Below are 24483 nucleotides of genomic sequence, written 5' to 3'. Positions count from 1 at the left end.
GTGGCGATTGTGGGCGCGGGCCCGTACGGGCTCTCCGTGGCCGCACACGCATTGCATGCAGGGCTGGACGCACGGGTATTCGGCACGCCCATGCGGGCGTGGGAAAAAAACATGCCCAGGGGAATGCTGCTGAAATCCGAGCCGGACGCGTCGCATCTCGCCGACCCGGAACGCCGGCACGGGCTCGACGCCTTCCACCCCTGCTCCTACGGCGAGCCGGTGCCGGTGGAGCGGTTCGTCGGCTACGGCCGGTGGTTCCAGGAGCGGGCGGTCGGATCGGCCCTGCGGGAATCGGACGTGACGGCCGTCGGCGTCGAGGGCGGGTCGTTCGCGCTCACCCTGTCGCAGGGCGAGCAGGTGCTGGCCAGGACGGTCGTCATGGCCGTGGGCTTCCTGCCGTTCGCGCACCGCCCGGACCCACTCGTGGGGCTGCCGCCCGAGGCGGTCTCACACAGCTCCGACCACCACGACCTCGGCCGGTTCGCGGGCCGGGACGTGACCGTGCTGGGCGCGGGACAGTCCGCGCTGGAGACGGCGACGCTGCTGGCGGAGGCCGGGGCGAGCGTCCGGGTCGTCACCCGGAGGGGCGCGCTGGCGTGGAACGACGTGCCCGTCGCGCGGCCCTCCACGGTGTCCCGCCTGCTCGCGCCGCGGTCCGGGCTCGGGCGCGGCTGGCGTTCGCTGGCCTGGGCGCGGGTGCCGGGCGCGTTCCGGTACCTGCCGGAGCGGGCGCGGGGGCACGTCGTACGCACCGCGCTCGGGCCGGCGGGATCCTGGTGGTTGCGCGGGCGGTTCGACGGCGCCGTACCGGTGATCCTGGGCGCGCGGCTGGCGGCCGCCGAGCACGGCGACGGGGTCCGGCTGCACCTTCACGACTGGTCGGGGACGGCCACCACGCTGGACACCGAGCACGTCATCGCGGCGACCGGCTACCGGGTGGACCTGGCCAGGCTGCGTGTGCTCGACGACGGCCTGCGGCGCGCGGTGGCGGCGACGAGCCCGGCGCCGCGACTCAGCCCCGTCTTCGAGACGCCCGTCGCGGGGCTCCACCTGGTCGGGCTGGCGGCGGCGGCCACGTTCGGACCGGCCATGCGGTTCGTCTACGGGTGTGACTTCGCCGCCCGCCGGGTGACGAGGGGGCTCGTGAACCGCCTGCGCGTACCACGGTCACCTTGACCCATCCCCTCCAGCTTCGTATCGCAACACATCATCAATCGGGGGCAGCACGCATGATTCTTCGTGGAACATTCGCCTTTACGGCGATGGCGGTCGCTCTGGGAGGTGTGGCCGTCGCGGACACGTCATCCACCGACACGTCGTCCACCTTCACCAACTCGGCGAAGACCGCCTCGGGCCTGACCCCGTCCGGGGTGAAGGTGACCGTGAGCAAGACGATGATCGGGCAGACGCGGGTGGCCTCGGCCGAGGCCACCGCCGCCAACGCCGCGGCGCCCGCCGACGAGTACCTCATCCCCGCCAACGCCAAGGCGACCGCCGGGTTCGTCGATCTCTACGAGGGCTTCACGGTCAAGCGCGGCGGCTGGAGCGACGTGGCCACGCTCACGTTCACCTTCTCCAGGCCGGTACGCGACCCGCACCTGCACGTGTTCGGCACCGGCGGCTCGTCGGGCACCTCTGTGCGCGCCCGCGACGACTACTGGCCCGCCGTCGATCTTGTCAGCGGCGCGCCGGCCAAGCCCACCTTCAGCAAGGCGGCGGGCTTCCCCGGGTTCCACGTCACGTCCGCCTCGATCACCCCGGAGCGGGTGTACACGGTGTCGTCCACGACGTGCGGGATCGTCTACACCTGCGGCACGGTCAAGCTGAACGGCACGCTGACCTCGTTCACGATCAAGCTGCGGGCGCGGGACGTGCGCTACGGCACCGGCGGGACGACCCCGCAGCTGTGGGCGGCGTTCAAGCTGTCACTGGCCGAGGACGCCTCCGACGCGCCCACCTCGTACGGCGCCGCCTCCCACGCGATCGGCGATTCCTTCCTGGGACGTACGGCGACCGCCGACCACCCCGACACGGTGAGCCTGACGCCGCGCGGCCTGACCGCCGACACGGACGCCGACGACGCGGTGACCGGCTCGCCGGCCAGGATCGGCGGCCACGGGGGCAGCTACACGCTGGCGATCCCGGTGACGCCGGGATCCCCGTCGAACGTCGCCGGCTGGATCGACTTCGACCGCGACGGCCGTTTCGACCCCAACGAGCGCGCCACGGTCCAGGTCGCCGCGCGAGCGACGACCGCCACGCTGCGCTGGGCCACGCCGCGGCCGATCGGCAGCGGCCCCACCTGGATGCGCCTGCGCCTGTCCGCCGCGACGACAAGCACGGCGACGGGCACGGCGACCGGCTGGGCGGACAGCGGTGAGGTCGAGGACCACCGCATCAGCCTCGACCACTGACCCGTCACCTCGCACGCCCGGGCCTCTCTCTTGGGGCCCGGGCATCACCTACCTCCTGTGACACCGCGTGGACAGCGAGGCCGTCCACAGGGCAGGCTGTCATCTGTGACCAGCAGCCAAGACGCCCGCCTGCGCGAGCTCGTCCTGCTGCGCCGCGTCCGCGACCGGATCGACCGCGAGTACGCGCAACCGCTGGACGTGCAGGCGCTGGCACGCGGCGTCCATCTCTCGGCCGGACACCTGAGCCGGCAGTTCCGCGCCGTCTACGGCGAGTCGCCCTACAGCTATCTCATGACCCGGCGCATCGAGCGGGCCATGACCCTGCTGCGGCGCGGTGACATGTCGGTCACCGAGGTGTGCTTCGCGGTGGGGTGTTCGTCGCTCGGCACCTTCAGCACGCGGTTCTCCGAGGTGGTCGGCATGTCGCCGAGCACCTACCGCCGGCTGGCCGCCGGAGACGCCGAGGGCATCCCCAGCTGCGTCGCCAAGCAGGTCATGCGACCGATCAGGAATCGAGAAGCGGCGGCCTCCCGCGCGACCTAACCTCGTCAGCATGAACCTCATCATCCACCAGACGTTCCTGCCGGCCGACGACCCCGACAAGTCGCTCGCCTTCTACCGTGACGCGCTGGGATTCGAGGTGCGTAACGACGTGGGCTACGAGAACATGCGCTGGATCACCGTCGGGCCGGTGGGCCAGCCGGAGACGTCGATCATCCTCGAGCCCCCGGCCATCGACCCGGGGTTGTCCGACGACGAGCGGCGCACGATCACCGAGTTGATGGCGAAGGGCAGCTACGCGACCATCGTGCTCGCCACCCCCGACCTCGACGGCACCTTCGAGCGGGTGCGGGCGAGCGGCGCGGACGTCGTCCAGGAGCCGGCAGACCAGCCCTACGGCGTCCGCGACTGCGCGTTCCGCGACCCGGCGGGCAACATGGTGCGCATCAACCAGACCCCCTGAGGCCTCAGCCGCGTTCGATGTGGGGCATCAGGTCGTGCACCACGTCGAGGGCGGCTTCGGCGGTGTCGGCCAGGTACGTCAGCTCGATCAGGAAGTGGTCGACGCCGGTCTGCTCGCCGATCGACTTGACCGCGTCCGCGATCTGGCCCGCCGGGACGCCTCGGTCGACGTTGACGCGCAGGATCGTGTCGATCGCCGCCGGGTCGCGGCCCGCCTCGCGCGCGGCCTCGTCGATGACCGCGCGCTGCGCCCGCATCATCTCGACGCTCACGAAGGTGGGGACGATGCACAGGGGCAGCCAGCCGTCACCGCGCCGGCCGATGCGCCGCAGCGCGGTCTCCGCCGAGCCGCCGAGGTAGATCGGCGGCCGGGGACGCTGGGCGGGCTTCAGCGGCGAGTGGTGCAGCGGCAGGTCGATCAGCCGGCCGTGGTACTCCGCGGGGTCCTGCGTCCAGAGGATCTCCAAGGCGTCCAGGAGCTCGTTCAGGCGGGCGCCGCGCGTCGCGAAGTCCAGCCCCGTCGCCTCGTACTCCTCTGGCGACCAGCCGATGCCGAAACCCGGGATCAAACGTCCGCCGCTGACCAGGTCGATCGACGTCAGCGACCGGGCCAGCTGAACGGGCGGGTACAAGGGCGCAATGAGCACGTGGGTGCCGAGCTTGACCCGCTCCGTCACAGCCGCCGCCACGCCGAGCACCACGAACGGGTCCGCCGGGGTGTTGTACTCGACCGGGATCGTGTTGCCGAACCCGCCGGCCCCCACCTTCGGATTGACCGCGGCGAAGTTGCGGTCGCCCACCCACAGACTGTCGGCGCCCGCGTTCTCCGCCTCCCGGGCGAAGTAGGCGGCCTTGTCGATCTGGTGCGCCTGCGTGTGCAGGTGCGGAAGCGTGAAACCGATTTTCATCAGAACTCCTAGCCCAGAGGAAACGCGACGGAACCTACGCCACCTCCCCGCGCTCGCCCCCGCCGGGCCGGGAATCCGTGACGGTCAGCCCCGCCACCAGACCGGACAGGCCGCGGTGGGGGCGGGGCAGGGCGAGGATCAGGGTGGCGAGGAGGAGCAGGTTGGCCAGGCCGCCGGCCGCCGGGGCGAAGGGGGCGAGGCCGATGAGCAGGCAGTAGCCGAAGCCGCCGGACAGCAGCGCGGGGACGATGCGGGCGCCGGGCCGCGCGCCGTCGGGGCGGGTGCGGCGCAGCCGTACGGCGTGCTGACCGAGGGTGGCGCGGGACCGGCCCAGCGAAGGGAGGGCGAGCAGGAGCAACGCGGGCAGCCCCGGGTCGAGCGCCGAGTGCGCCACGGCGGTCCACGGCAGCTCGGCGGGACGGACGTCGAAGCCGTACCGGAGGACGAGGTCGAGTGCGGCGGTGAGGACGCCGCCGAGCAGGAAGACGGCGGCCAGGTCCACCAGCATCCCGAGCAGCCGCCGCCTCGCGGTGACCGGGCGGGCGGCCTCCGGGGAGAGCGCGGCGTGCCGTCCATAGAGGAGGTGCAGCAGCGGCGCGAACAGGACGCCCACCCCCGCGCCGAGGCCGTTGGCCAGCAGGTCGTCCACGTCGAACAGCCGGTACGGGCACGGGAACAGGAACCAGTCCCCCGTGACCTGGGTGACCTCGATCAGCAACGACACCGCGGCCCCGGCGAGCACCGCGGTCACCACGCCCCGCCGGAAGTAGTGCCGGATGTACGCGCCCAGCGGCACGAACAGTGCCACGTTGAACACCACCTGCTGCACCGCCGGGTTCGCCGGCAGCCCGCGCAGCCCCGGCGTCCGCTGCTCCCGCGCGATGTCGTCGAGGAAACGCAGCGGGTCGAGCTGCGGGTGGCTCATCGCCGTGTTCGCGGCGCACCACGCACCGTCGACCCGCGGCACCGGGAACAGCGTGTACGCGACCAGGGCGAACCCGTACACCAGGAAGCCGAAGGCGAGCAGCGCCGGCCCGAACCCCACCTCACCGCGCCGCCGGTAGCTGTGGAAGACGAACGGCACGAACAGGATGACGGCCAGCAGCGCCCCGCCGAGCAACGCCGGCAAGGCCGGCAACAACCGGTCGGCCAACGATCAGCTCCCCCGTACGTGATCGTCTGTGGGTACTTTCGAGCGCCGAATCTAGTTCATCCCTTTTTGCGACTTTTGCCCAACCCCTGTCACGGTGGCCAACCTCCTGTCCGGGGCCCTTGGCGTGCCGCTGGCCTGGCCGGAGGAGATCCGCCGCCACTCCCCCGAGTGACCGCCGCCCCGGCGCTCAGCGCCGGGGCAGCAGGGGCTTGGCGATGTAGGCGACGATGACCTTGTTGCCGTCGACCGCCTCGGCGACGACGAAGTCGACCGCGATGCTGCACAGCGCGTACGCGTCGGCGGTCGTGAGCGCGCCGCCGGAGTGCTCGACCAGGTAGCCGACCGCCTCCTCGACCGCGATCCGCAGCGCCACGTCGAGGTCGGCGTCGATGCCCATGCACCAGACGTACGTGTCGCTCTCCGCGCGGGGCCACTCCAGGTGCAGGTCCTTGCGCACGGTGAACCGGGCGGTGAACGCCATCGAGTGCTCGACGGCCGTCTGGTTCACCTCGCCGTGTCCCTGCGCGCCGTGGGTGTCGCCGACGTAGAACATGCCGCCGGGCTGGAAGACCGGCAGGTAGAGCGTGGTGCCGGCGACCAGGTCGCGGAAGTCCATGTTGCCGCCCCACCGGTCCGGCGGGTTGGCGGAGACGAAGCCGGCCGACGTGGGCGGCGCGACCGCCATGATCCCCGCGAACGGCCGGAACGGCACCTCGATGCCGTGCCCGAAGGCGTAGTGGCCGCCGTCGCCGTCCAGCCGGAGCAGGCGGGTGGAGGCCGTGTCGAGCAGGTCGCCGCAGACGCCGCTGCCGGGGCCGGAGATGTTCACGCCGTACGGGACGCGCGGGGACACGTCGAGGATGCTGATCTCCAGGACGTCGCCGGGCTCGGCGCCCCGCACCGCGACGGGGCCGGTGAGGACGTGGCCGCTGGAGCCCGCCGGGCGCGGGTTCCGCGCGATCTCGGCCAGCTCGGGCAGCACCTCATCGGCCGGTACGCCCAGCGCCTCGAAGTACGCGACCGGCCCGTCCGCCGCGGACACCCCGGTCTGGTTCACGGCGTCGATCCTGACGATCGTGCCGGAGTCCACGGTCAACACTGGCGCCCGGTCGGTGGGGAAATATCCCCAGATCGCGGTCTCCTTCGTGGTGGGCAGCACGACGGCGGTACGGGGGGAAATCACGGAGGTCGACCTCCAGGCAGGTTTCATCACGGTATCGCCCGTTTATACCGCGCCGCGATCTCTCGCCCCGAGTCCTGCAGTTCTGGGGCATGGAGTTCGACGCCCCGGCGCTGTTTCCTCAAGGCCGCCCGCGGCATGCGGCAGAAGCCGCTGGTGATCGCGCACCACGCCTCCCGCTCGGCGACCGGCCTGGGCGTGCGGGGCCAGGACACCCCACGCGAGTTCCGCAACGGCAACAACGTCGCGCCCGACGTCTACGTCGGCTTCGAGGGCGCCCCCGGCCACCAGGCGGGCTCGCTGAACGGCGGCTCTCCGGAGGTGCGCCGCGTCGACCTGATCGTCGGCCAGGTCACCGGCGTGAGCGCCGACCTCGACGCCGACACCGACCCCACCACCGAGGTCGTGGCCCGCTTCGGCCCGGACGACCGGCGGCGGCAGGGCCAGGACTGCGTCATCCGGTACGCCCTGCGCCACGTGGGCCAGGGCAGCTACCTGCGGGTGCGCGGCACCGGCACCGACGAGATGAAGCCGGAGGCGGACGGCAAGGAGAGCCTGTGGGAGGACCTCTGGTTCTCCTCCGGCCCGATCTTCATCCGCGTCCGCCAGGACGTCATCCGGTCAGGGCGCGGGCGAGTGCGAACCCGCACACGCCCGCGCCCAGCCCGCCCGCCACACTGGCGGCGACGTTGGCGACCGCGGCGAACCGGGCGCCCTCCTGGGCCAGCCGCAGCGTCTCGTAGCCGAACGTGGAGTAGGTGGTCAGCGCCCCGCAGAACCCGACCCCGGCGGCGGTCATCAGCGCCGGGTCGGCGGGCAGCGCGGCCAGGAAGCCCAGCAGCGCCGACCCGGCCAGGTTGACGGTGAAAGTGCCCCACGGGAACACCGTGTCGTGGCGGGCCTGCACGAAGCGGTCGGCCAGGTAGCGCAGCGGCGCGCCGATCGCCGCGCCGGCCGCCACGAGCACGACGGCGAGCGGGCCGTTCATCCGGACGTCCCGTCGGCGACGTAGCGGATCGCCTCGACCTCGTCCACGACGACCAAACCCTCGGACATCAGCTCGTCCAGCTCGGGGAGGAAGGCGCGGATGCGTTCGGCCTCGTCGACGATGACGATCGCCATCGGCAGGTCCTCCGACAGCGACAGGATGCGCGTGGTGTGGATGCGGCTGGCGGCGCCGTAGCCCTCCACGCCGCGGAACACGCTCGCGCCGGCCAGCCCGGCCGCGTGCGCCCGGTGCACGATCTCGTGGTGGAGCGGTTGGTGATGCCAGGTGTCGGTGTCACCGACGAAGATGGTCAGCCGCAGGGCGGCTCCGGCCAGTTTCATGCCCGCCTCCGGCGGTTCAGGGCCCGCGTCGCCGCGCTGCCCGCCCAGACCGCGGCCAGCGCCAGCACCGGGGTGATCACCAGGTACGCCAGCGCCGCGCGCGCCGCCCCGCCGTCCAGCAGCCGGCGGGCTTCCAGGACGTACGTGGAGAACGTCGTGTATCCGCCCAGCACGCCGACGCCGAGCAGCGGGCGTACCCATCCGGGCGCGGACCAGATCTCGGTGATGGCCACCATGAGCACCCCGATCAGCAGGCATCCGGAGACGTTGACGGCCAGCGTCGTCCACGGGAACGCCCCGGCCTGGTGCGGGAAGGCGACGCCGAGGCCGTAGCGGGCCAGCGCGCCCGACGCGCCGCCGAGCGCGATCACCCCCAGCGTCGGCCAGGGAACCCGGCGCGGCGCCGGGCGCTGAGCCGGTGTGCGGACATCGGCGGGACGTTCCACTTCGGGACGGGACATTCTCGGGTTCCTCCTACCAGCAGCACGACATCACCTCTGGTAGGGACCGTTGGCGGCCTCGCGCCGCGGTTGCCCGTCGGTCTGATCGACGGGGCGGTGGGCCCCACCACCGCGACCTCGAAAAGGGAGGTTCATCAGCAACTATACCTATCTGGGGTCACCAGCCGAGTTCGTCGCATCCGCGGTGGTCGGCGGGCTCGACCTGAAGGGTGGCGTGCGCGATGTCGTGGCGGCGGCGCAGCACGTCCCTGGCCTGGTCGAGGACGGCGTGATTGTCGCTGAGCTCGGCGGTGACGAGGTGGGCGGTGGCGACGTTCATGCCGGAGGTGAGCGTCCACAGGTGCAGGTCGTGCACGTCGCGTACGCCGTCGATGGCGGCCAGGTCTGCCGCGACGGCGGAGGCGTCGACGCCTTCGGGGACGTGCTGGCCGAGGACGGCGAAGACCTGGCGGCCGAGCGCGACGGCGCGTACGGCGACGAAGACGCCGATGGCCAGGGCGATGACGGTGTCCCACACGCTCTGGCCGGTGACGGCGATCAGCCAGCCGGCCGCGATGACGCCGACGGAGCCGGCCGTGTCGGCGACGACCTCGAGGTAGGCGCCCTTGACGTTGAGGCTCTCGCCTGCGCCGGCGCGCAGCAGGACCAGGGCGGCGACGTTGACCGCCAGGCCGGCGAGGCCGACGACGAGCATCGGGCCCGAGGAGACCTCGGCGGCGCGGCCGATGCGCCCGACTGCCTCGGTGACCACGTACAGCGCGACCACCAGCATCAGCACGACGGCCAGCAGCGATGCGAACACCTCGGCCCGGTAGGAGCCGTAGCTGCGCCGGCCGGTGGTGTCGGGGCGGGTCGCGATCCGGGTCGCGACCAGCGCCGCGCCCAGGGTGACCACGTCGGCGGCCATGTGACCGGCGTCCGACAGCAGCGCCAGCGAGCCGGAGATCAGGCCGTAAATGAGCTCGACCACGAAGAACGCGCCGATCAGCACGAACGAGACGGCCAGCCGCCAGCGGTGCCTGCCGCCAGCGTGCCCGTGACCGTGCCCGTGACCGGCTCCCATCACGGGGCTCCTTCGCGTTCGGGGTGGATGGCCTCGGTGTGCTCGGTGTGGGCGAGCGCCAGGTCGAGCAGCATCCGTACGTGCGGGTCCTCCAGCCGGTAGTAGGCCATCCGGCCCGAACGGCGCGCGGCCACGATGCGGTGGGCGCGCAGCAGCCGCAGCGCGTGGGAGACGGCCGACTCGCTCTGGCCGGTCACGGCGGCCAGGTCGCACACGCACAGCTCGCCGTCCAGCAGGGCGACCAGCAGGCGCAGCCGGTTGGGGTCGGACAGCAGGCCGAAGACGTCGGCGGTGTCGGCCAGGTCGTCGGCGGGCGGCATGCGCTCACAGACGGCGGCGACCCGGTCGGCGTCGACGACCTTGACCGTGCACCCGTCCACGCGCACGTCTGAAGAACTCTTCATATGAGCAAGAGTAGGGCGTGGCGGCGACGGCGTGTCAAGACGTACCCGTCGGATCGCACAGGGACTCGCCGAGAGGGGTCGTCCGGTACAGGACGCTCCGCCCGGACCGTTCCCGCGCGACGAGCCCGCTGTCGCGCAGCACGCCGAGGTGCTGCGACACCGCGCTCGGGGTGACGCCGAACCTACGCGCCAGCTCGGTCGTCGTCGCCGGGGAACGCAGCGCCTCCAGCAGCTCGGCCCTGGCCCGGCCGAGCAGCCGGACCGCGCCGGCCGACGGCGCCCGCGTGCCCGCGGTCCACAACGTGCCGACGCCCCGCGCCGGGTAGCGCACCGTGGTCTGCGTGGACGTCCTCTTCTTGATCAGCACGTGCGGCGATCCGAGCGCGACCGGCATGAGGACCAGCCCGCCCGGGCCTCGGTCCACTGTGATCGCGGAGCGCCAGCGCGCTCCTCCCAGCAGCAGGCGTCCGTCGCGCCAGCGCAGGTCGGGGTGGAGGTCCGCGAACAACCGCGCCGCCCCGCCGGCGGCCAGCCGCCTGGCGCGGTAGCCGACGTCGGCGTCGAGTACGGCCCGGATCCGCGACCAGTGCGGCGCGACGAGCCGGTCGTGCGCCACGCGGAGTTCCGCGGCGATCTTCCGCAGGCCCTCCTCCGGGTCCGCGGCGAGCGCGGCGACCGCCGCGGGCGGCTCCGCGCCGAACACCCGCCGCAGGCTGGTCCTCACCTGGTCGGCACTCGTCCGGCACAGGGCCGCCAGGTCCTGATCGATGGAGGTGCTCGCGCCGCGCGGGGCGGGAACGAGGAACTCCGGCCAGTTCAGCCGTTCGCTCACCAGCAGCGGCCAGGTGTGCGGGAGGTCGAGCGGCTCTCTGGCGAGGCCGTCCAGCGCCCACCGCAACCACGGCCGGTGGACCGCGTGCCTGTCGCGGTCGCCCAGCTGCCGCAGACAGGACACCGTCTCCGACAACGGCGACACCGCGAACCGGGTCGCCGCCAGCTCCTCCACACCGAGATGGATCGTCAGGGCCATGCACGGATTATGGATCCCCACCCTGACGCGAAGGTGTAGCGGTGGGCTGAAAGGTGTCGTCGGCCGGAGATGGCGCGTGAAGCTCCTGGCATGACGCTTACCGATGCCGGGTCACGGCTGTCCGGGCACTATTGGCGGTTCAGGTGGGCGACGGGGGTGGCGGCCGTCGGGGACGGGGTGTTCGCGGCGGCCGTACCCCTGCTGGCCGTCGCGGTCACGCGGGACCCCAGGCTCGTGTCGATCGTGTCCGCGGCGACGTACGTCCCGTGGTTGCTGCTGTCGTTGCCGATCGGCGCGCTCGTCGACCGGTACGACCGCGTCGGCCTGCTGTGGCGGGCGCAGATCGTGCAGGCCGCGGTGGCCGGCGTGGTCGCGGTCCTCGTCGCGCTCGGCCAGGTCGGCGTCGCGGCGCTCGCGATCGTCGCGTTCGCGCTGGGGACGTGCGCCGTCGTCGTCGGCAACGCGGCCCAGGCGCACCTGCCGGACCTCGTCGCCAAACCCCTGCTGCCTCGGGCGAACGGCCACCAGCAGGCGATCACCACGATCGGCCTGCAGTTCGCGGGACCGCCGATCGGCAGCCTGCTCTTCGCGGTCGCCGCGGCGCTCCCGTACGGACTGGCGGCGGGCTCGTTCGCGCTGGCCGCCGCGCTGCTGGCGACGCTCCCGAGAGGCGGCCCCCGGCAGCGTCCGCCCATGGGCAAGGCGATCGCGGACGGCCTGCGCCGGCTGGCCCGGCACCGGCTGCTGCGCACCCTCGCGATCCTGGTCGGGGTCAACAACTTCTGCGGTCAGCTGGCCAACGCGACCCTCGTCCTGCTGGCGACCCAGACGCTGGCCCTCAGCCCGCGCGTCTTCGGCCTGCTGCTCGCCGCCGCCGCGATCGGCAGCCTGCTCGGCGCCCTGGTCAACGCCCGCCTCGTCGAACGGACAGGCGCCCTCCCCGCGCTGCTCGCCGCCCTGGTCACGAACGTGGCGGTCTTCGCGGGGATCGGCCTCAGCCCGAACGCGTTCGTGCTCGGCGCCCTGCTCGCCGTCAACGGCTTCGTCACCACACTGTGGAACATCGTGACCGTCGGCCTGCGGCAGGAGAGCGTGCCGTCGGAGATGCTCGGCCGGGTGAACAGCGTCTACCGGATGCTCGGCTGGGGCCTGATGCCGCTCGGCGCGCTGGCCGGCGGCCTGGTGGCGCACGCGCTGGGGCTGCGCGCGCCTTACCTCGTCTCGGCCGCCCTCCGAGCGCTCGCCCTGCTCGCCGCCGCTCCCATCCTGATCCGGGCGATCCGGCAGAGCCGTTGACAGGCGTCAGTCCTGCCTCGGTGCCGTAGCCCTTGTCCCAGCAGTCCTTCTCGCCGATGTGGATGTCGAGCTCGGCGCCGCTCAGCGTTTCACAGCAAGGAAATGTCCGTTTCAGCATGACGGAGCTGCCGCGGATCGTGGATCCACGACAGCTCCGTTGCGAGGGTGGTGCGTTCCGGCGACGCGCGCCGTATTCGTCACTGTTATCGGTAAGGGTGCCGGCGATTTTTCGCTGGCGCCGACCTTGATATCAGCAGTCGGCGCCAATTGCGCCATTTGCCCTTATTGCTCGGTTAGTTGAGGCCGTCGTTCATCTCGACGTCGCCCTCGGGCTCGAGCTCGTCCTCGATCTCTTCCGCGGGCATGGTGTCGAAGTGGTGACGGTGGAAGTCGTGCCTGTCGCGCCTGTCGTGGCGGTGGTGCCTGTGATGACCCTTGTTGAAGTTGTCGTTCTCGATGAAGGCCTCGATGTTGCGGTGGTGCCTGTGGTGGCGGTGCCGCGGAGGCATGACGATGACGGGCTTCTCCTTACGGACGCGCGTCACGATCCTCGGCTTGGCGCGCGGCGCCGGGCGAGGAGCGGCCTTGGCCGGCTGCGGCGGCGGCCCGCCGGCCTCGACGGCCGGGAAGCCCGTGGAGGCTCCGGCCACCGCCTGGCCGAGCGGAAGGAACATGACACCGGCGACCGCGCCGGTGAGAGCTAGTGCCACGAAACGCCCATGGCGCGGCATTCGTGGCCGCCGACTTTCAGTATTCACGTTCTTTTTTCCGTTCATGGATAGATCGGCATGAAATCTGGCATCCGCCATTTCAGCGAAAGACTCAGACGCGAGCAGACATACCCATACGGATCTTCTCAGTTACCTCTTCAAGCCCAAACAACCCGTCAAAACCGAAAGGGTATTATTCAACCACGATTTTGATGTTTAAGGACCTTGCTCCCGAACCCCGGCGTGTCGCCCATCCCGCAACGCTCGGAGAACCGAACATTTCGGGTGATCACTGAAAGTTTCATGGTTCGGGTTCGGGTTCGACGCCGGGACAGCACCGCTGAGCAGTCTCTACGCCTTCGCAACAATTCGTGATCACAGCGGCGGCGGCGTGATCATTGACAGTCGGACGAAGCCGGACGAACACTGTCGCCGTAGATCCGGTCCACCCACCGCGACCAGGCCCTCCCCGCCCCGCCGCGTGGCACGACGTGTCACGCTGCCCGGCCCCGCCACGTTCACGAGGAGGAAAGCACGCAGATGAACGACGCCCCCGCCCACCCCAAGAGCCGCAGACGCGGCCGCATCAGGCGGCTCGTCAGCCGTGTCGGCGTCATAGCGCTGGTCGCGGCCACCACGATGATGCCGGGCGCCGCCAACGCGGCCCCCGTGACCTCGAACCAGACCGGGAACCACAACGGCTACTTCTACTCGTTCTGGACCGACAGCCCCGGGACCGTCTCCATGGAGCTGGGATCCGGCGGCAATTACAGCACCTCATGGAGGAACACCGGGAACTTCGTGGCCGGCAAGGGCTGGAACCCCGGCGGCCGGAGAACCGTCACGTATTCCGGCAGTTTCAACCCGTCCGGCAACGCCTATCTGACGCTCTACGGCTGGACGAGGAACCCGCTCGTGGAGTATTACGTCGTCGACAACTGGGGCACCTACCGGCCCACCGGAACGTACATGGGCACCGTGACCAGCGACGGCGGCACGTACGACATCTACCGGACGACGCGCTACAACGCCCCCTCCATCGAGGGCACCAGAACGTTCGACCAATACTGGAGCGTCCGGCAGTCGAAGCGGACGGGCGGCTCCATCACCGCCGGCAACCACTTCGACGCGTGGGCCAGGAACGGGATGAACCTCGGCACCCACGACTACATGATCCTCGCGACCGAGGGCTACCAGAGCAGCGGCAGCTCGAACATCACCGTGGGCGCGAGCGGCAATCCGGGCAACCCCGGCAACCCCGGCGGGGGCTGCACGGCGACCCTGTCGGCCGGTCAGCAGTGGAGTGACCGCTACAACCTCAACGTCTCGGTCAGCGGCTCCAGCGAGTGGACCGTGACGATGAACGTTCCGTCTCCGGCGAGGGTCATGTCGACCTGGAACGTCAGCGCGAGCTACCCCAGCTCGCAGGTGCTGGTCGCCCGACCCAACGGCAACGGGAACAACTGGGGAGTGACGATCCAGCACAACGGCAACCGGACCTGGCCGACGGTCTCCTGCAGCGCCGGCTGACCCACACCTTCGCATCCACCGGCCGCATGCCTGGAGCCCGCGCTCCAGGCATGCGATCATCGTGCGCATGATCTCGGCCGGAAAGGGCCATGCCACGTAGGCCCCCTTCCAAGGTCCGTACGCCTGGATCGGCGTGCGGGGCCCACAGAGCGTTGATCCATCACGTCCCCGGGCTCGGCCGCCGCCCCATGAGCGCGGTGATCACACTCGAACACACCCGGATGTGGCCGGGCGCCGTCGCGGACGCCCTGGTGGCCTGGCAGGAGGCGGCCCTCGTCGGCACCGCCGAGCGCCTCCTGCGCAGATGCGCGTGCGACGAATGCACGGGCGCCGCCCCCCGTCACCGCCTCCAACAGGCCCTCACCGCCCTGCCACCCTGGGCGAGACCCCACCTGTACGCCCTGGTCCTCCCCCTCGACACGTACTACGCCCGCCGATCGGGCCTCAGCTGAGCGTTTCGCCGCCGTCGACGGTGATGATCTGGCCGGGGACGCCCGGGTCCGCGCCGCCCAGGACCTGCTGTTCACCCTCATGGGGCTGATCGCCTGGAACTTCGCGGTGCCCGGGATGTGCCGCGCCGTCCTGGACGAGGAGACCGACGAGGCGGCCAGGCGCGGCGCCGCGAGACGGTGATCGAGACCGCTCGCAGACTCGCCACCACCCCGGCGTAAGGAACAGCCGCGGAGCGCGGGCTCCGCGGCTGTTACCGGGTTCGGTCAGTCGGCGGCGGTGTCCCAGCCGTAGTCGGGCAGGTCGAAGAAGTCGTCACCGTCCAGGGTGTCGGCGCTGCCGGTCGCCAGCCCGTCCATCAGGGACTCGATGCCCGTGCGCACCGACTGGACGAACATGCCCTTCTGCTTCTGGCCCAGGTCGTCCTGCTGGCCGCGGACCTCGAAGAGCACGGTGCCGGTGCCGTTCAGGGCGAACGCCGAGCGGCCCTGGCCCGCGTACTCGCGCGTGTCCGGGTGGAAGTAGCGGCCGACGGCCACGTGCGGCGACTGGGCGCCGTACTTCTCGATCAGGCCCTTGTAGACGGACAGCGCGTAACGGCGGGACTTGTCCTGGTCGAGCGCCGGCCATTCGTCCTGGTACGCGGCGCCGTCCTGGACGCCGAGCGGCGGGTAGTCCAGCGAGAAGGTGATGAGATCGCCGTCCTGGGGGCCGCCGGTGAGGATGTCGCACGGCCCCATGTGGTGCAGGTCGACGTACGCGTCCACGGCGCCCTTCTCCTCCCGCATGGCCACGTACACGTCGCGGATCGCGCGGGACTCGGAAGACAGGAAGAAGCCCGCGTCCGTTTCCTCGCCGGGAAGGTCCGCGGCCTGCGGCACGTAGTCGAGGTCCGGGTTGAAGTCGCGGTTCAGGTCGTAGCCGGGCAGGTCGATGCCGTCTCCGCTGAGGCGGTGGTACCAGGCGCGGGGAGCGCCTTCGAGCTGCGGGAACGCGGCGACCGTGTCCTCCCACGGCACCACGTTGACGCGTCGGTTGAGCTCGCCGCCGTCGGGGTTGACCATCGGCATCGCGACGAGGGTGATCTCGGCGAGGAGTCGCTCCGTGCGCGCGTCACCGCCCCTGGCGACATCCTTGAGGATGCCCAGCAGGGCCTCGGTGCCGGTGCGTTCGTTGCCGTGGATGGCGGACGTCACCAACAACACCCGGTCGCCGGTGCCGGCGCGGGCCACCCACAGCTCCCTGCCCTGGGCGGATCGGCCGGCGACCTCGACGTCGACGCGCCCGCCGCTGCTCGCCTCGATCTGCGCCAGGGCCGCACCGACCTCCGCGTGGTCGGACCAGCCGGACCAGGACGGGTCGTCCTGGGTCTTGCAGCTGCCTGGGTCGGCCGCCTTCGCCGCCTGCGCGGGCGGAACGGTGAGGACTGACGCGGTCAGGGCCGCCGCGACGGCGACCGTCGCCAGCCTCTTACTGACAAATGCCCGGTGTAAGTGCACCTACTGCTCCTCGCACAGGTCCAAGTACGCCCGCCGAACGGGCTTACGCACCCGCTGACGGAAGGTCACAAGCGACCTTTACACGAGCCCCCAACTAACACAAGGTTGGACATATCGCGCTTTATATGTCAGGTGTCACCCCGCCGCCGAACCACCGAGACCTCCAGCTGCAGCGTCACCTTCCCGCTGATCAGGACTCCCGTGACGGCGTTCCAGTTCACCCCCCAGTCGTCGCGGTCGATCGTGACGCCGCCTGCGAAGCCGACCCGGAAGCCGCCCTCCGGGTCGTTCCCGGCGCCGGTCAGCCGGAAGTCCACGGTGACGGGCCTGGTCACGCCGCGGATGGTCAGGTCGCCGGTGACCCTGAAGACCTCGCCGGCCCGCACCACCCCGGTCGAGGCGAAGGTGATGGCCGGGTGGCCGTCCGCGTCGAGGAACCTGCCGCGCAGGTGCGCGTCGCGCCGCCGGTCACCGGTCCTGACGCTCCCGGCCTGGATCGTGAGCTCGGCGTCGGACTTCGACGGGTCGTCACCGTCCAGGTGCGCGCCGCCCTCGAACGCGTCGAACCACCCGCGCACCCTGGTGGCCATCGTGTGCCGGCCGACGAAGCCGATCCGCGTTCGGGTGGCGTCGATGACGTAGTCGCCGGTCAGCTCGCCGAGACTGGTCGTGGTGGTCATCCGTGCCGCTCCTCCACCGCCGAGCCGGCCAGCGGCGTGCTGTCGGCGTATCTGACCTGGTAGACGCGCTCGGCGAATCTCCAGCCGTCGGGGGTGCGCCGGTAGCGGTCGTGGTAGACGGCGTGGTTCAGATGCGAACGCCCGTCGCGCAGGCGCCCGAACTCCGCGACGTACGCCCGGCCCAGCGCGGTGTCGCCGTCGAGCTGGATGGTGCCCGGGTGCACGTTCTGCACGAAGTACTCCCAAAGGCCCTGCAAGCGCTCGATCCCGGCGCGGATCTCCTCCCGGCCGCCGAACTCGACGCCGATGTGCGGCATCCGCCACGCGCCGTCCTGGGTGAACAGCGCCGCGAAGCGGTCATAGTCCCGCATCGTCCCCGCGTCGGTGAACTCGCCGCGCAGCGCCTCGATCTCGAAGCGATCGACCATGGCCTGAACGTTCCGTACCTGCATGATTTGCCGCCTTGTCACATCAAGCGGATTCGAGGTGTCACCTCTATGACCCCTAGCGGCGGAGGAATGTGACCGATGACCGAGTCAGACTGGCTGACGGAGGGCTTCGAGGAGAACAGGACCCGTCTGAGGGCGGTGGCGTACCGGATGCTCGGCTCGATCACCGAGGCCGACGACGCCGTACAGGAGGCGTGGCTGCGCGCCAGCCGGGCGGACGCCGGCCGGGTCGACAGCCTCGGCGCCTGGCTGACCACCATCGTCGCCCGGGTGTGCCTGAACGTGCTCCGCTCGCGCGCGACCCGGCGCGAGGAGCTCATGGGCGTGCACGTGCCGGACCCGGTCATCAGCCGGACGGACGGAACGACCCCCGAGGAGGAGGCGCTGCTGGCCGACTCCGTCGGGCTCGCACTGCTGGTGGTGCTCGAAACCCTCACCCCCGCCGAACGGCTGGCGTTCGTGCTGCACGACATGTTCGACCTGCCCTTCGACGAGATCGCCCCCATGGTCGGGCGTTCCCCGGCCACGGCCCGGCAGCTCGCCAGCCGGGCCCGGCGCCGGGTGCGCGGAGCCGACGTCCAGACTCCCGACGCCGACCTCGGCCGCCAGCGGGAGATCGTCGACGCCTTCTACGCCGCGGCGCGCCGGGGCGACTTCGACGCGCTCGTCGCAGCCCTCGACCCGGACGCCGTGCTGCGGGCCGACGGGGGGACGGGACGTCCGGAGGCGTCCGTGGTGGTCCGCGGCGCGGCGGCCGTCGCCGGTCAGGTGCTCACGTTCCACCAGCACGCCGCGCTGGCTCACCCGGCGCTGGTGAACGGATCCGCGGGTGCCGTCGTGACGCTGGGCGGGCGGGCGGTCGCGGTGCTCGGGTTCACCATCGCGAACGACAAGATCGTCCGCATCGACGCGATCGCCGACCCCGACCGCCTCTCCCGCCTCGACCTGTCCGTCCTCGACGACTGACGGGAGGCGTCGCGGGAAGGCGCCTTTGCCGGATCGGCAACATGGCTTGGCTCCGGAGGGGAGGCAGGACGAGGATCTCCTGGTCCGAACACGCGAACCGGCATGGGGGTCCCGTTGCACGTCTTCGTCACCGGAGCGAGCGGTCTCATCGGCGGCACCGTCGCCGCGCGGCTGATCGAATCCGGCCACACCGTCACCGGGCTGATTCGCGACGAGTCCAAGGCCGCGGCCCTCACCCGCCTGGGGATCGAGCCTGTGGTGGGCACCCTGGACGACTCGGAGGTGCTCACTCAGCTCGCCCGCCGCGCCGACGGCGTCGTCAACGCCGCCGACAGCGATCATCGCGGCGCCGTCGAAACCTTCATCGCCGCCCTGGCCGGCTCCGGTAAGCCGCTGCTTCACACCAGCGGCTCCGGCTTCGTGGCCACCGGCACGACCGGCGAACGATCGGAGGAGGTCTTCGGCGAGGACGTCCTCGGCGGCTGGGAGCCTGATCACCCCATCCGCGCGGCACGCCTGGCCATCGACCGGCTGGTGCTGGCCGCCGCCGAGCAGGACGTGCGCTCGGCCGTCCTGTGCAACAGCCTCGTCTACGGGCAGGGCAGGGTCCCGGGCCGCCAGAGCGTGCTGATCGACGCGCTGATCCGGCAGGCGCGCTCGGACGGCGTCGTCCGCCACGTCGGCGCGGGCCGCAACATCTGGTCCAACGTCCATGTCGACGACATGGCCGACCTGTACGCCCTCGCCCTGGAGAAGTCCCCTCCCGGCGCGTTCTACTTCGTCGAGAACGGCGAGGAGTCCTTCGCCGCGATGGCGGCGGCCCTCGCCCGCGCCCTCGGCATGACCGCTCCGCAGCCCTGGGATCCCGACTCGCCCGGCAACGTCTGGGATCCCCAGTTCGCCCTGCACGCCCTGGGCTCCAACAGCCGCGTACGCGCCACCCGCGCCCGCGACCTCCTCGGCTGGCACCCCCGGCACCACTCCGTCATCGAGTGGATCACCGGCGCCGACCTGCGCGGCACCGCGTCCTAGGCGGCACGAGCCGCCCGCCCGGCGCGCGCAGCGGGCAGAATGCCTCGCGTGATGGATACGAGTGCGGTGCTGCGGGTGCTGGCCCTGCTGCGTGAGGCAGGGTGCGAGGTCTGGGTCGCCGGCGGATGGGGCATCGACGCCCTGGTCGGCGAGGTCACGCGGGAACACGGCGACCTCGACCTGCTGCACCGCGTCGAGCAGGAGCCGTTGCTGATCACGGCGCTGGAGAACGCGGGGTTCGCCGAGCAGCCCGGCGCCGAGCCCGGCCGGCCCGCCCGGTTCGTCATGAAGGATCGCCAGGGCCACGAGCTGGACCTGCATCCGCTGCGGTTCCACCCGGACGGGTCCGCCGTCCAGCAGGCCGACGATCACGGCGGCTTCTTCCACTACCCGGCGGACGCCTTCGCCACGGGCGTGATCGAGGGCGTGCCGGTGAACTGCCTGTCGGTGGCCCAGCAGATCGCCTTCCACCAGGGGTACGAGCCACGCGACCGCGACCGTCACGACATGGCACGACTGCGCGCCGCCTTCGGTGTCGCGACCGATTCGTAGTCATCGCCGGCTCCGTCCCGGCAGGAGACGGCCGGTGACCGGGCTTCACCGTGTCAGGGGCAGCCGGAGCGTGAAGGTCGGCCCCTGCCGAGGACGCCGGTCGCGCTCAACGCGCAGGCGGCCTGCGGGCGTACGCCTCGATCTCGATCTTCATGCGGGGGTCGGAGAGGCCACACACGAGCATCGTGGCGGCCGGCCGTACCTCGCCGAAGGCGCGGCGCAGCACCGGCCAGCAGGGCTCGAAGTCGTCCCGGTCGGGCAGCAGGTAGCGCACCCGCACCACGTCGGCGAGGGTGCACCCGGCCTCCGTCAGCGCGGCCACGATGTTGCCCAGGCACTGCTCGGCCTGCTCCACCACGTCGTCGGAGATCGTCATGGTGGTGTAGTCGAACCCGGTCGTCCCGGACACGTGCACCCAGTCGCCGTCCACCACGGCCCGGGCATAACCGATCTGCTCCTCGAACGTCGAGCCGCTGAGGATCGCACGTCGCTCTGTCATGCGTCAGGACACTAGGACGACCAGCGTGGATACGTCTAATACAGTCACGGCCATCGACTGATATCTCTACACGTATGGACCGGCCCGAACTTCCCCTCGCGCAGCTGCACGCCTTCGTCGTGCTCGCCGAGGAGCTCCACTTCGGCCACGCGGCCGCCCGCCTGGGCATCGCCCAGCCCCCGCTGAGCCAGCAGATCCGGCGGCTGGAGGAGAAAGTCGGCCATGCGCTGTTCCACCGCACGCCGGGACGCGTCGCTCTCACGGCGGCGGGCCTGGAGCTCCTGCCCGCCGCCCAGCGCGCGCTCACCGGCCTCGCGGACGGCCTGGCCGCCGCCCGGGCCGCCGGGAGCGGCCGAGCCGGGCGCCTGCGCATCGGCTTCGCCGCCTCCCTCGCCTTGACGTTCCTGCCCGGCCTGTTGCGTACCTTCCGGCGGGAGTATCCCGACGTGCGGCTGGACATCCTGGAGATGACCACGGCGCCCCAGCTCTCGGCCCTGCGCGACCGGGCCATCGACGTCGGGCTGCTGCGGGAGCCGCCTGCCGGCGAGACCGAGCTCGGCTGCGAGACCGTGCTGAGCGAGCCCTTCGTGGCCGTCCTGCCCGCCGAGCACCCCCTCGCCTCCCAACGCACGGTCCGGGTCGGGCAGCTGGCGGACATGCCGTTCGTGCTCCTCCCCCGAACGGCCGGCCCAGGGCTGCACGACCAGATCGCCGGCCTGTGCGCGGCGGCGGGCTTCACCCCGCGGGTCGCCCAGCGCGCGGTGGAATGGCAGACCGTCTGCGCGCTGGTCGGGGCCGGGCTGGGCGTCTCGTTGGCTCCGGCGAGCATCCGGCGCATCCGCCTCAGAGGGGTCGCCTTCCGCAGGATCGAGCCAAGCGCCGTCCGCACCCGGGTGGCCGTGGCGTGGCGCAGGGACGACGCGAATCCGCTGGTCGCGAACCTGCTGGCGACCGTACGCCAAGGTCCGGCTTGATGCAGGTTGCTAGCAATTGCGAATTATGTGCAAAATGGCATCGCATCACGATCGTCCGACCCCGGAGGCCCGCCGCATGCCCCGCACCGCCCACGACGGCGCCGCGTCATGAAGAAGTTGTTCCTCCTGGTGATGGCGCTGACGCTGGCCGCCTGCGGGCAGACCCCCGCGACGCGCGAGGCCGAGCCGGCCGTGGCCCCGCAGGCCGGGTTCCCGGTCACGGTGACCAACTGCGGGCGCAGGCTCACCTTCGACCAGCCGCCCGGCAAGGTGGTGACCGGCTACCACCCCGCGCTGGAGACGCTGTTCGCCCTCGGCCTGGGCGACCAGGTCGCCGGCCGGACGAACTTCTCGGAGAGCGCGTTCCTGCCCGGGCACGAGGAGCTCTACGACAGGATCCCGGAGATCTCTCCGACGATCATGCTGCCGCAGAAGGAGATCATGCTGGCCCAGGGCGCCGACTTCGTCCTGGACAACAGCATGGCGAGCTTCGACGCGGGCGGCGGCTACGCCACCGTGGAGGAGCTGGACGCCGCCGGCTCCCCGGTCTACATCATGGGCGGCTGGTGCAGCCCCGAGGAGACGCTCGCGTTCACCCTCGAGGACACCCTTACCGACCTGCGCAACCTCGGCGCGATCTTCGGCGTCCCCGACCGCGCCGACCGGCTGATCGCCGAGCTGCGCGGCGACCTCGACGACGTGCGCGAGCGCGTCAGCGGCCGGCCGCCGGTCAGGGTGCTGGCCACCGACGGCGGCAAGGGCCCGGTCAACGCGTACGGAGGCGCCGGGGTGACGCACCAGCTGATCACCGCCGCCGGCGGGCAGAACGTGCTGGCCGACGTCAAGGCCGACTACACCGAGGTGAACCCGGAGGCGATCGCCGCCGCGCAACCCGACGCCGTCCTGATCAGCGAGTACGCCACGCTGCGCGGCGAGAAGAAGCCGACCGTGGAGGCCAAGGCCGCCGACACCCTCGCCGTCGCCGCGAACAGCCCCGCCGCGAAGGACGACCGGGTGCTCGCGCTGCCCGTGGCGGCCCAGCACCCGGGCTACCGCAACCTGCTGGCCGTCGTGGACATCGCCCGCTTCCTGCACCCCGACGCCTTCACACGATGATCATCGAGACGGCGCCGGTCGCTCCCGTGAAGCCTCGCAGGAACGGCCGGTTCACCCTGCTCGTCACCGTGCTGGCCGTGGCCGTGGTCGCCTCGACGTGGCTGGCCGTGAGCATCGGCGCGGTGCACGTCGCCCTCCCGCAGGCGTGGGCCATCGTCGCCGACCGCCTCGTGCCCGGCCTGGTGCCGCGGACGTGGACGCCGGTGCAGGAGCAGATCGTCTGGCAGTTCCGGCTGCCGCGCGCGCTGCTGGCGCTGCTCGTCGGGGCCGGGCTGGCGGTGGTGGGAGCGGTGCTGCAGGCGCTGGTGCGCAACCCGCTCGCCGACCCGTTCCTGCTCGGCATCTCCTCCGGGGCGTCGTTCGGCGCGGTGGTGGTGCTCATCATGGGCGCCTCCACGCTGGGCGGGCTGTCGCTGTCGGCCGCCGCCTTCGCGGGGGCGCTGCTGGCCCTGGCGTTGGTGTACGTGCTGGCCCAGCGTTCCGGGCGGCTCACTCCGTCACGGCTGGTGCTGGCCGGGGTGGCGCTGGCCTACCTGTTCCAGGCCGCCTACAGCTTCGTGCTGCAGCAGGCGCAGAGCGGGCGGGCGGCTCAGCAGGTGCTGTTCTGGCTGATGGGCAGCCTGGGCGGCGCCCGCTGGGAGATGTTGCCGCTGCCGTCCGTCGTGCTGGCCGCGGGGCTGACGTACCTGCTGCTGCAGCATCGTCCGCTCAACGCGCTCAGCGCCGGCGAGGAGACGGCCGTCTCGCTGGGCGTGAACGTGCACCGCCTGCGGATCACGCTGTTCGTGCTCACCTCGCTGCTGGTCGGCGTGCTGGTGGCGACCAGCGGCGCGGTCGCGTTCGTCGGGCTGATCGTGCCGCACGCCGCACGCCTGCTGGTCGGCGCCGACCACCGCCGGGTGCTGCCGGTGACGGCGCTGCTGGGGGCGGCGTTCCTGCAGCTCGTGGACGTGGCGGCCCGTACGGTGGCCGCGCCGCAGGAGCTGGCGTTGAGCATCGTCACGGCGCTGTTCGGCGTGCCGTTCTTCCTGTGGCTGCTGCGCCGCCGCTCGGTCGACCGGGCGGTGACCGTCACATGAGGCTGGACCTGCGTGGCGTCACCGTGAACCTGGACGGCCGCCCCATCGTGCACGAGGCCGGCCTGCGGGTGGACGACGGCGAGTTCGTCGCACTGGTCGGCCCGAACGGGTGCGGCAAATCCACCCTGCTGCGGACGATCTACCGGGCGCTGCGGCCCTCGGCCGGGCTCATCAGCGTGGACGGCGACGACGTGCACCGGTTGCCGTGGCGCGAGTCTGCCCGGCGGACCGCCGTGGTGGCCCAGGAGACGCCCGCCGAGCTGGACTTCACCGTCTGGGAGATCGTGCTCATGGGCCGCACGCCGTACGAACGCGACGCCGCCGACGGGGAGCGCTGCGCGCGGGCGCTCGACCGCGTCGGCCTGGCCGGCGCGCAGGACCGTGTCTACGCCACCCTGTCCGGCGGGGAGAAGCAGCGCGCGCTCATCGCCCGTGCCCTGGTGCAGGAGCCCCGCCTGCTGCTGCTCGACGAGCCCACCTCCAACCTCGACATCCGCCACCAGCTGGAGATCCTGCACCTGGTGCGGGAGCTGGGCGTGGCCACGCTGGCCGTGCTGCACGACCTCAACCAGGCCGCCGCCTTCTGCGACCGCCTGTACGTCATGAGCTCCGGCCGCATCCTGGCCGGTGGCCCGCCCGGCGAGGTCCTCACCCCCGAGCTGATCAGCCAGGTGTACGGCGTGCGCGCCGTCCAGCGCACCCAGCTCGTCTTCGAACGCCTCAAGGACGAAGCTGAACCCTGAGCG

The 24483-nt window shown here is 71.6% G+C and carries 29 protein-coding genes; 14 read left to right on the top strand and 15 right to left on the bottom strand.

Annotated elements, in window-relative coordinates; genetic code table 11:
* From E1286_RS00690 to E1286_RS00675, 4 genes are all read left to right on the top strand, one after another.
* Window positions 1-1176, top strand: a complete 1176-nt coding sequence (locus tag E1286_RS00690) for an NAD(P)-binding domain-containing protein (RefSeq protein ID WP_342776145.1) — start codon at window positions 1-3, stop codon at window positions 1174-1176.
* A gap of 86 nt (window positions 1177-1262) precedes the next feature.
* The gene (locus E1286_RS00685; protein WP_132608063.1) at window positions 1263-2414 is read left to right on the top strand and encodes a GEVED domain-containing protein; all 1152 of its coding nucleotides are present in this window, start codon (window positions 1263-1265) and stop codon (window positions 2412-2414) included.
* A 96-nt stretch (window positions 2415-2510) separates the two neighbouring features.
* Window positions 2511-2957, top strand: coding sequence for a helix-turn-helix transcriptional regulator (locus tag E1286_RS00680; protein ID WP_132608171.1), 447 nt, complete (start codon window positions 2511-2513; stop codon window positions 2955-2957).
* A gap of 10 nt (window positions 2958-2967) precedes the next feature.
* Entirely contained in the window at window positions 2968-3378 is a 411-nt protein-coding gene (locus E1286_RS00675; RefSeq protein ID WP_132608061.1) for a VOC family protein, read from the top strand.
* A gap of 4 nt (window positions 3379-3382) precedes the next feature.
* Here the strand turns inward: E1286_RS00675 and E1286_RS00670 are convergent, their stop codons facing one another.
* The 10 genes from E1286_RS00670 to E1286_RS00625 form a co-directional block, all read right to left on the bottom strand.
* Window positions 3383-4285, bottom strand: a complete 903-nt coding sequence (locus E1286_RS00670) for a TIGR03619 family F420-dependent LLM class oxidoreductase (protein ID WP_132608059.1) — start codon at window positions 4283-4285, stop codon at window positions 3383-3385.
* Between the two features lie 34 nt (window positions 4286-4319).
* Window positions 4320-5438: a VanZ family protein gene (locus E1286_RS00665; RefSeq protein WP_132608057.1), complete on the bottom strand. Its 1119-nt coding sequence runs from the start codon at window positions 5436-5438 to the stop codon at window positions 4320-4322.
* Window positions 5439-5625: 187 nt separating this feature from the next.
* The gene (locus tag E1286_RS00660) at window positions 5626-6621 is read right to left on the bottom strand and encodes an acetamidase/formamidase family protein (RefSeq protein WP_132608055.1); all 996 of its coding nucleotides are present in this window, start codon (window positions 6619-6621) and stop codon (window positions 5626-5628) included.
* 254 nt (window positions 6622-6875) lie between these two features.
* Complete coding sequence (locus E1286_RS47430) at window positions 6876-7076, bottom strand: hypothetical protein (RefSeq protein WP_165969501.1); 201 nt, start codon at window positions 7074-7076, stop codon at window positions 6876-6878.
* 155 nt (window positions 7077-7231) lie between these two features.
* Window positions 7232-7606: a fluoride efflux transporter CrcB gene (gene crcB / locus E1286_RS00650; RefSeq protein ID WP_132608053.1), complete on the bottom strand. Its 375-nt coding sequence runs from the start codon at window positions 7604-7606 to the stop codon at window positions 7232-7234.
* Window positions 7603-7947 carry a DUF190 domain-containing protein gene (locus E1286_RS00645; protein WP_132608051.1) on the bottom strand — a complete coding sequence of 115 codons (345 nt, stop codon included), beginning with the start codon at window positions 7945-7947 and terminating at the stop codon, window positions 7603-7605. The genes crcB (E1286_RS00650) and E1286_RS00645 overlap by 4 nt, the downstream gene beginning before the upstream one ends.
* Window positions 7944-8408 carry a fluoride efflux transporter CrcB gene (gene crcB, locus E1286_RS00640; RefSeq protein ID WP_132608049.1) on the bottom strand — a complete coding sequence of 155 codons (465 nt, stop codon included), beginning with the start codon at window positions 8406-8408 and terminating at the stop codon, window positions 7944-7946. The genes E1286_RS00645 and crcB (E1286_RS00640) overlap by 4 nt, the downstream gene beginning before the upstream one ends.
* A 157-nt stretch (window positions 8409-8565) precedes the next feature.
* The gene (locus E1286_RS00635) at window positions 8566-9471 is read right to left on the bottom strand and encodes a cation diffusion facilitator family transporter (protein ID WP_132608047.1); all 906 of its coding nucleotides are present in this window, start codon (window positions 9469-9471) and stop codon (window positions 8566-8568) included.
* A complete protein-coding gene (locus E1286_RS00630) occupies window positions 9471-9875 on the bottom strand; it encodes an ArsR/SmtB family transcription factor (RefSeq protein WP_132608045.1) in 405 nt (134 codons plus the stop codon). Before E1286_RS00630 ends, E1286_RS00635 begins: the two co-directional genes overlap by 1 nt.
* A 34-nt stretch (window positions 9876-9909) precedes the next feature.
* Entirely contained in the window at window positions 9910-10905 is a 996-nt protein-coding gene (locus E1286_RS00625) for an ArsR/SmtB family transcription factor (protein WP_187368092.1), read from the bottom strand.
* Between the two features lie 90 nt (window positions 10906-10995).
* Between E1286_RS00625 and E1286_RS00620 the strand changes: the two genes are divergently transcribed.
* Window positions 10996-12201: an MFS transporter gene (locus E1286_RS00620; RefSeq protein ID WP_132608043.1), complete on the top strand. Its 1206-nt coding sequence runs from the start codon at window positions 10996-10998 to the stop codon at window positions 12199-12201.
* Window positions 12202-12494: 293 nt separating this feature from the next.
* On the opposite strand, the gene E1286_RS00615 is transcribed toward E1286_RS00620, so the two are convergent.
* Window positions 12495-12911, bottom strand: coding sequence for a hypothetical protein (locus E1286_RS00615; RefSeq protein WP_132608041.1), 417 nt, complete (start codon window positions 12909-12911; stop codon window positions 12495-12497).
* A 540-nt stretch (window positions 12912-13451) separates the two neighbouring features.
* Between E1286_RS00615 and E1286_RS00610 the strand changes: the two genes are divergently transcribed.
* Both E1286_RS00610 and E1286_RS00605 read left to right on the top strand, forming a co-directional pair.
* The gene (locus E1286_RS00610) at window positions 13452-14441 is read left to right on the top strand and encodes a glycoside hydrolase family 11 protein (RefSeq protein ID WP_132608039.1); all 990 of its coding nucleotides are present in this window, start codon (window positions 13452-13454) and stop codon (window positions 14439-14441) included.
* Between the two features lie 197 nt (window positions 14442-14638).
* The gene (locus E1286_RS00605) at window positions 14639-14893 is read left to right on the top strand and encodes a hypothetical protein (RefSeq protein ID WP_132608037.1); all 255 of its coding nucleotides are present in this window, start codon (window positions 14639-14641) and stop codon (window positions 14891-14893) included.
* Between the two features lie 264 nt (window positions 14894-15157).
* On the opposite strand, the gene E1286_RS00595 is transcribed toward E1286_RS00605, so the two are convergent.
* From E1286_RS00595 to E1286_RS00585, 3 genes are all read right to left on the bottom strand, one after another.
* Entirely contained in the window at window positions 15158-16390 is a 1233-nt protein-coding gene (locus tag E1286_RS00595) for a M14 family zinc carboxypeptidase (RefSeq protein WP_223189403.1), read from the bottom strand.
* Between the two features lie 128 nt (window positions 16391-16518).
* Complete coding sequence (locus tag E1286_RS00590) at window positions 16519-17070, bottom strand: YceI family protein (RefSeq protein ID WP_132608035.1); 552 nt, start codon at window positions 17068-17070, stop codon at window positions 16519-16521.
* The gene (locus E1286_RS00585) at window positions 17067-17498 is read right to left on the bottom strand and encodes a nuclear transport factor 2 family protein (protein ID WP_223189401.1); all 432 of its coding nucleotides are present in this window, start codon (window positions 17496-17498) and stop codon (window positions 17067-17069) included. The genes E1286_RS00590 and E1286_RS00585 overlap by 4 nt, the downstream gene beginning before the upstream one ends.
* Before the next feature lie 99 nt (window positions 17499-17597).
* Here E1286_RS00585 and sigJ point away from each other — a divergent pair, with 99 nt between their 5' ends.
* The 3 genes from sigJ (at window position 17598) to E1286_RS00570 (ending at window position 20069) form a co-directional block, all read left to right on the top strand.
* Complete coding sequence (gene sigJ / locus E1286_RS00580) at window positions 17598-18485, top strand: RNA polymerase sigma factor SigJ (protein ID WP_132608031.1); 888 nt, start codon at window positions 17598-17600, stop codon at window positions 18483-18485.
* A gap of 102 nt (window positions 18486-18587) precedes the next feature.
* Window positions 18588-19517, top strand: coding sequence for an NAD-dependent epimerase/dehydratase family protein (locus tag E1286_RS00575; protein ID WP_223189399.1), 930 nt, complete (start codon window positions 18588-18590; stop codon window positions 19515-19517).
* 51 nt (window positions 19518-19568) lie between these two features.
* Window positions 19569-20069: a nucleotidyltransferase domain-containing protein gene (locus tag E1286_RS00570; protein ID WP_132608163.1), complete on the top strand. Its 501-nt coding sequence runs from the start codon at window positions 19569-19571 to the stop codon at window positions 20067-20069.
* A gap of 106 nt (window positions 20070-20175) precedes the next feature.
* On the opposite strand, the gene E1286_RS00565 is transcribed toward E1286_RS00570, so the two are convergent.
* Window positions 20176-20568 (bottom strand): RidA family protein, encoded by a 393-nt coding sequence (locus E1286_RS00565; protein WP_132608029.1) that lies wholly within the window; start codon window positions 20566-20568, stop codon window positions 20176-20178.
* 74 nt (window positions 20569-20642) lie between these two features.
* Between E1286_RS00565 and E1286_RS00560 the strand changes: the two genes are divergently transcribed.
* From E1286_RS00560 to E1286_RS51085, 4 genes are all read left to right on the top strand, one after another.
* Window positions 20643-21542 (top strand): LysR family transcriptional regulator, encoded by a 900-nt coding sequence (locus E1286_RS00560; RefSeq protein ID WP_132608027.1) that lies wholly within the window; start codon window positions 20643-20645, stop codon window positions 21540-21542.
* Between the two features lie 108 nt (window positions 21543-21650).
* On the top strand, window positions 21651-22658 hold the full coding sequence (locus tag E1286_RS00555) for an ABC transporter substrate-binding protein (protein WP_132608025.1): 1008 nt from the start codon (window positions 21651-21653) through the stop codon (window positions 22656-22658).
* Window positions 22655-23737, top strand: a complete 1083-nt coding sequence (locus E1286_RS00550; RefSeq protein WP_132608023.1) for a FecCD family ABC transporter permease — start codon at window positions 22655-22657, stop codon at window positions 23735-23737. The genes E1286_RS00555 and E1286_RS00550 overlap by 4 nt, the downstream gene beginning before the upstream one ends.
* Window positions 23734-24480 (top strand): ABC transporter ATP-binding protein, encoded by a 747-nt coding sequence (locus E1286_RS51085; RefSeq protein WP_132608021.1) that lies wholly within the window; start codon window positions 23734-23736, stop codon window positions 24478-24480. Before E1286_RS00550 ends, E1286_RS51085 begins: the two co-directional genes overlap by 4 nt.
* Window positions 24481-24483: the final 3 nt, after the last annotated feature.

This window comes from Nonomuraea terrae, assembly GCF_004348995.1.
GTDB lineage: Bacteria > Actinomycetota > Actinomycetes > Streptosporangiales > Streptosporangiaceae > Nonomuraea > Nonomuraea terrae.
This window is presented reverse-complemented; position numbering and strand designations above follow the sequence as displayed.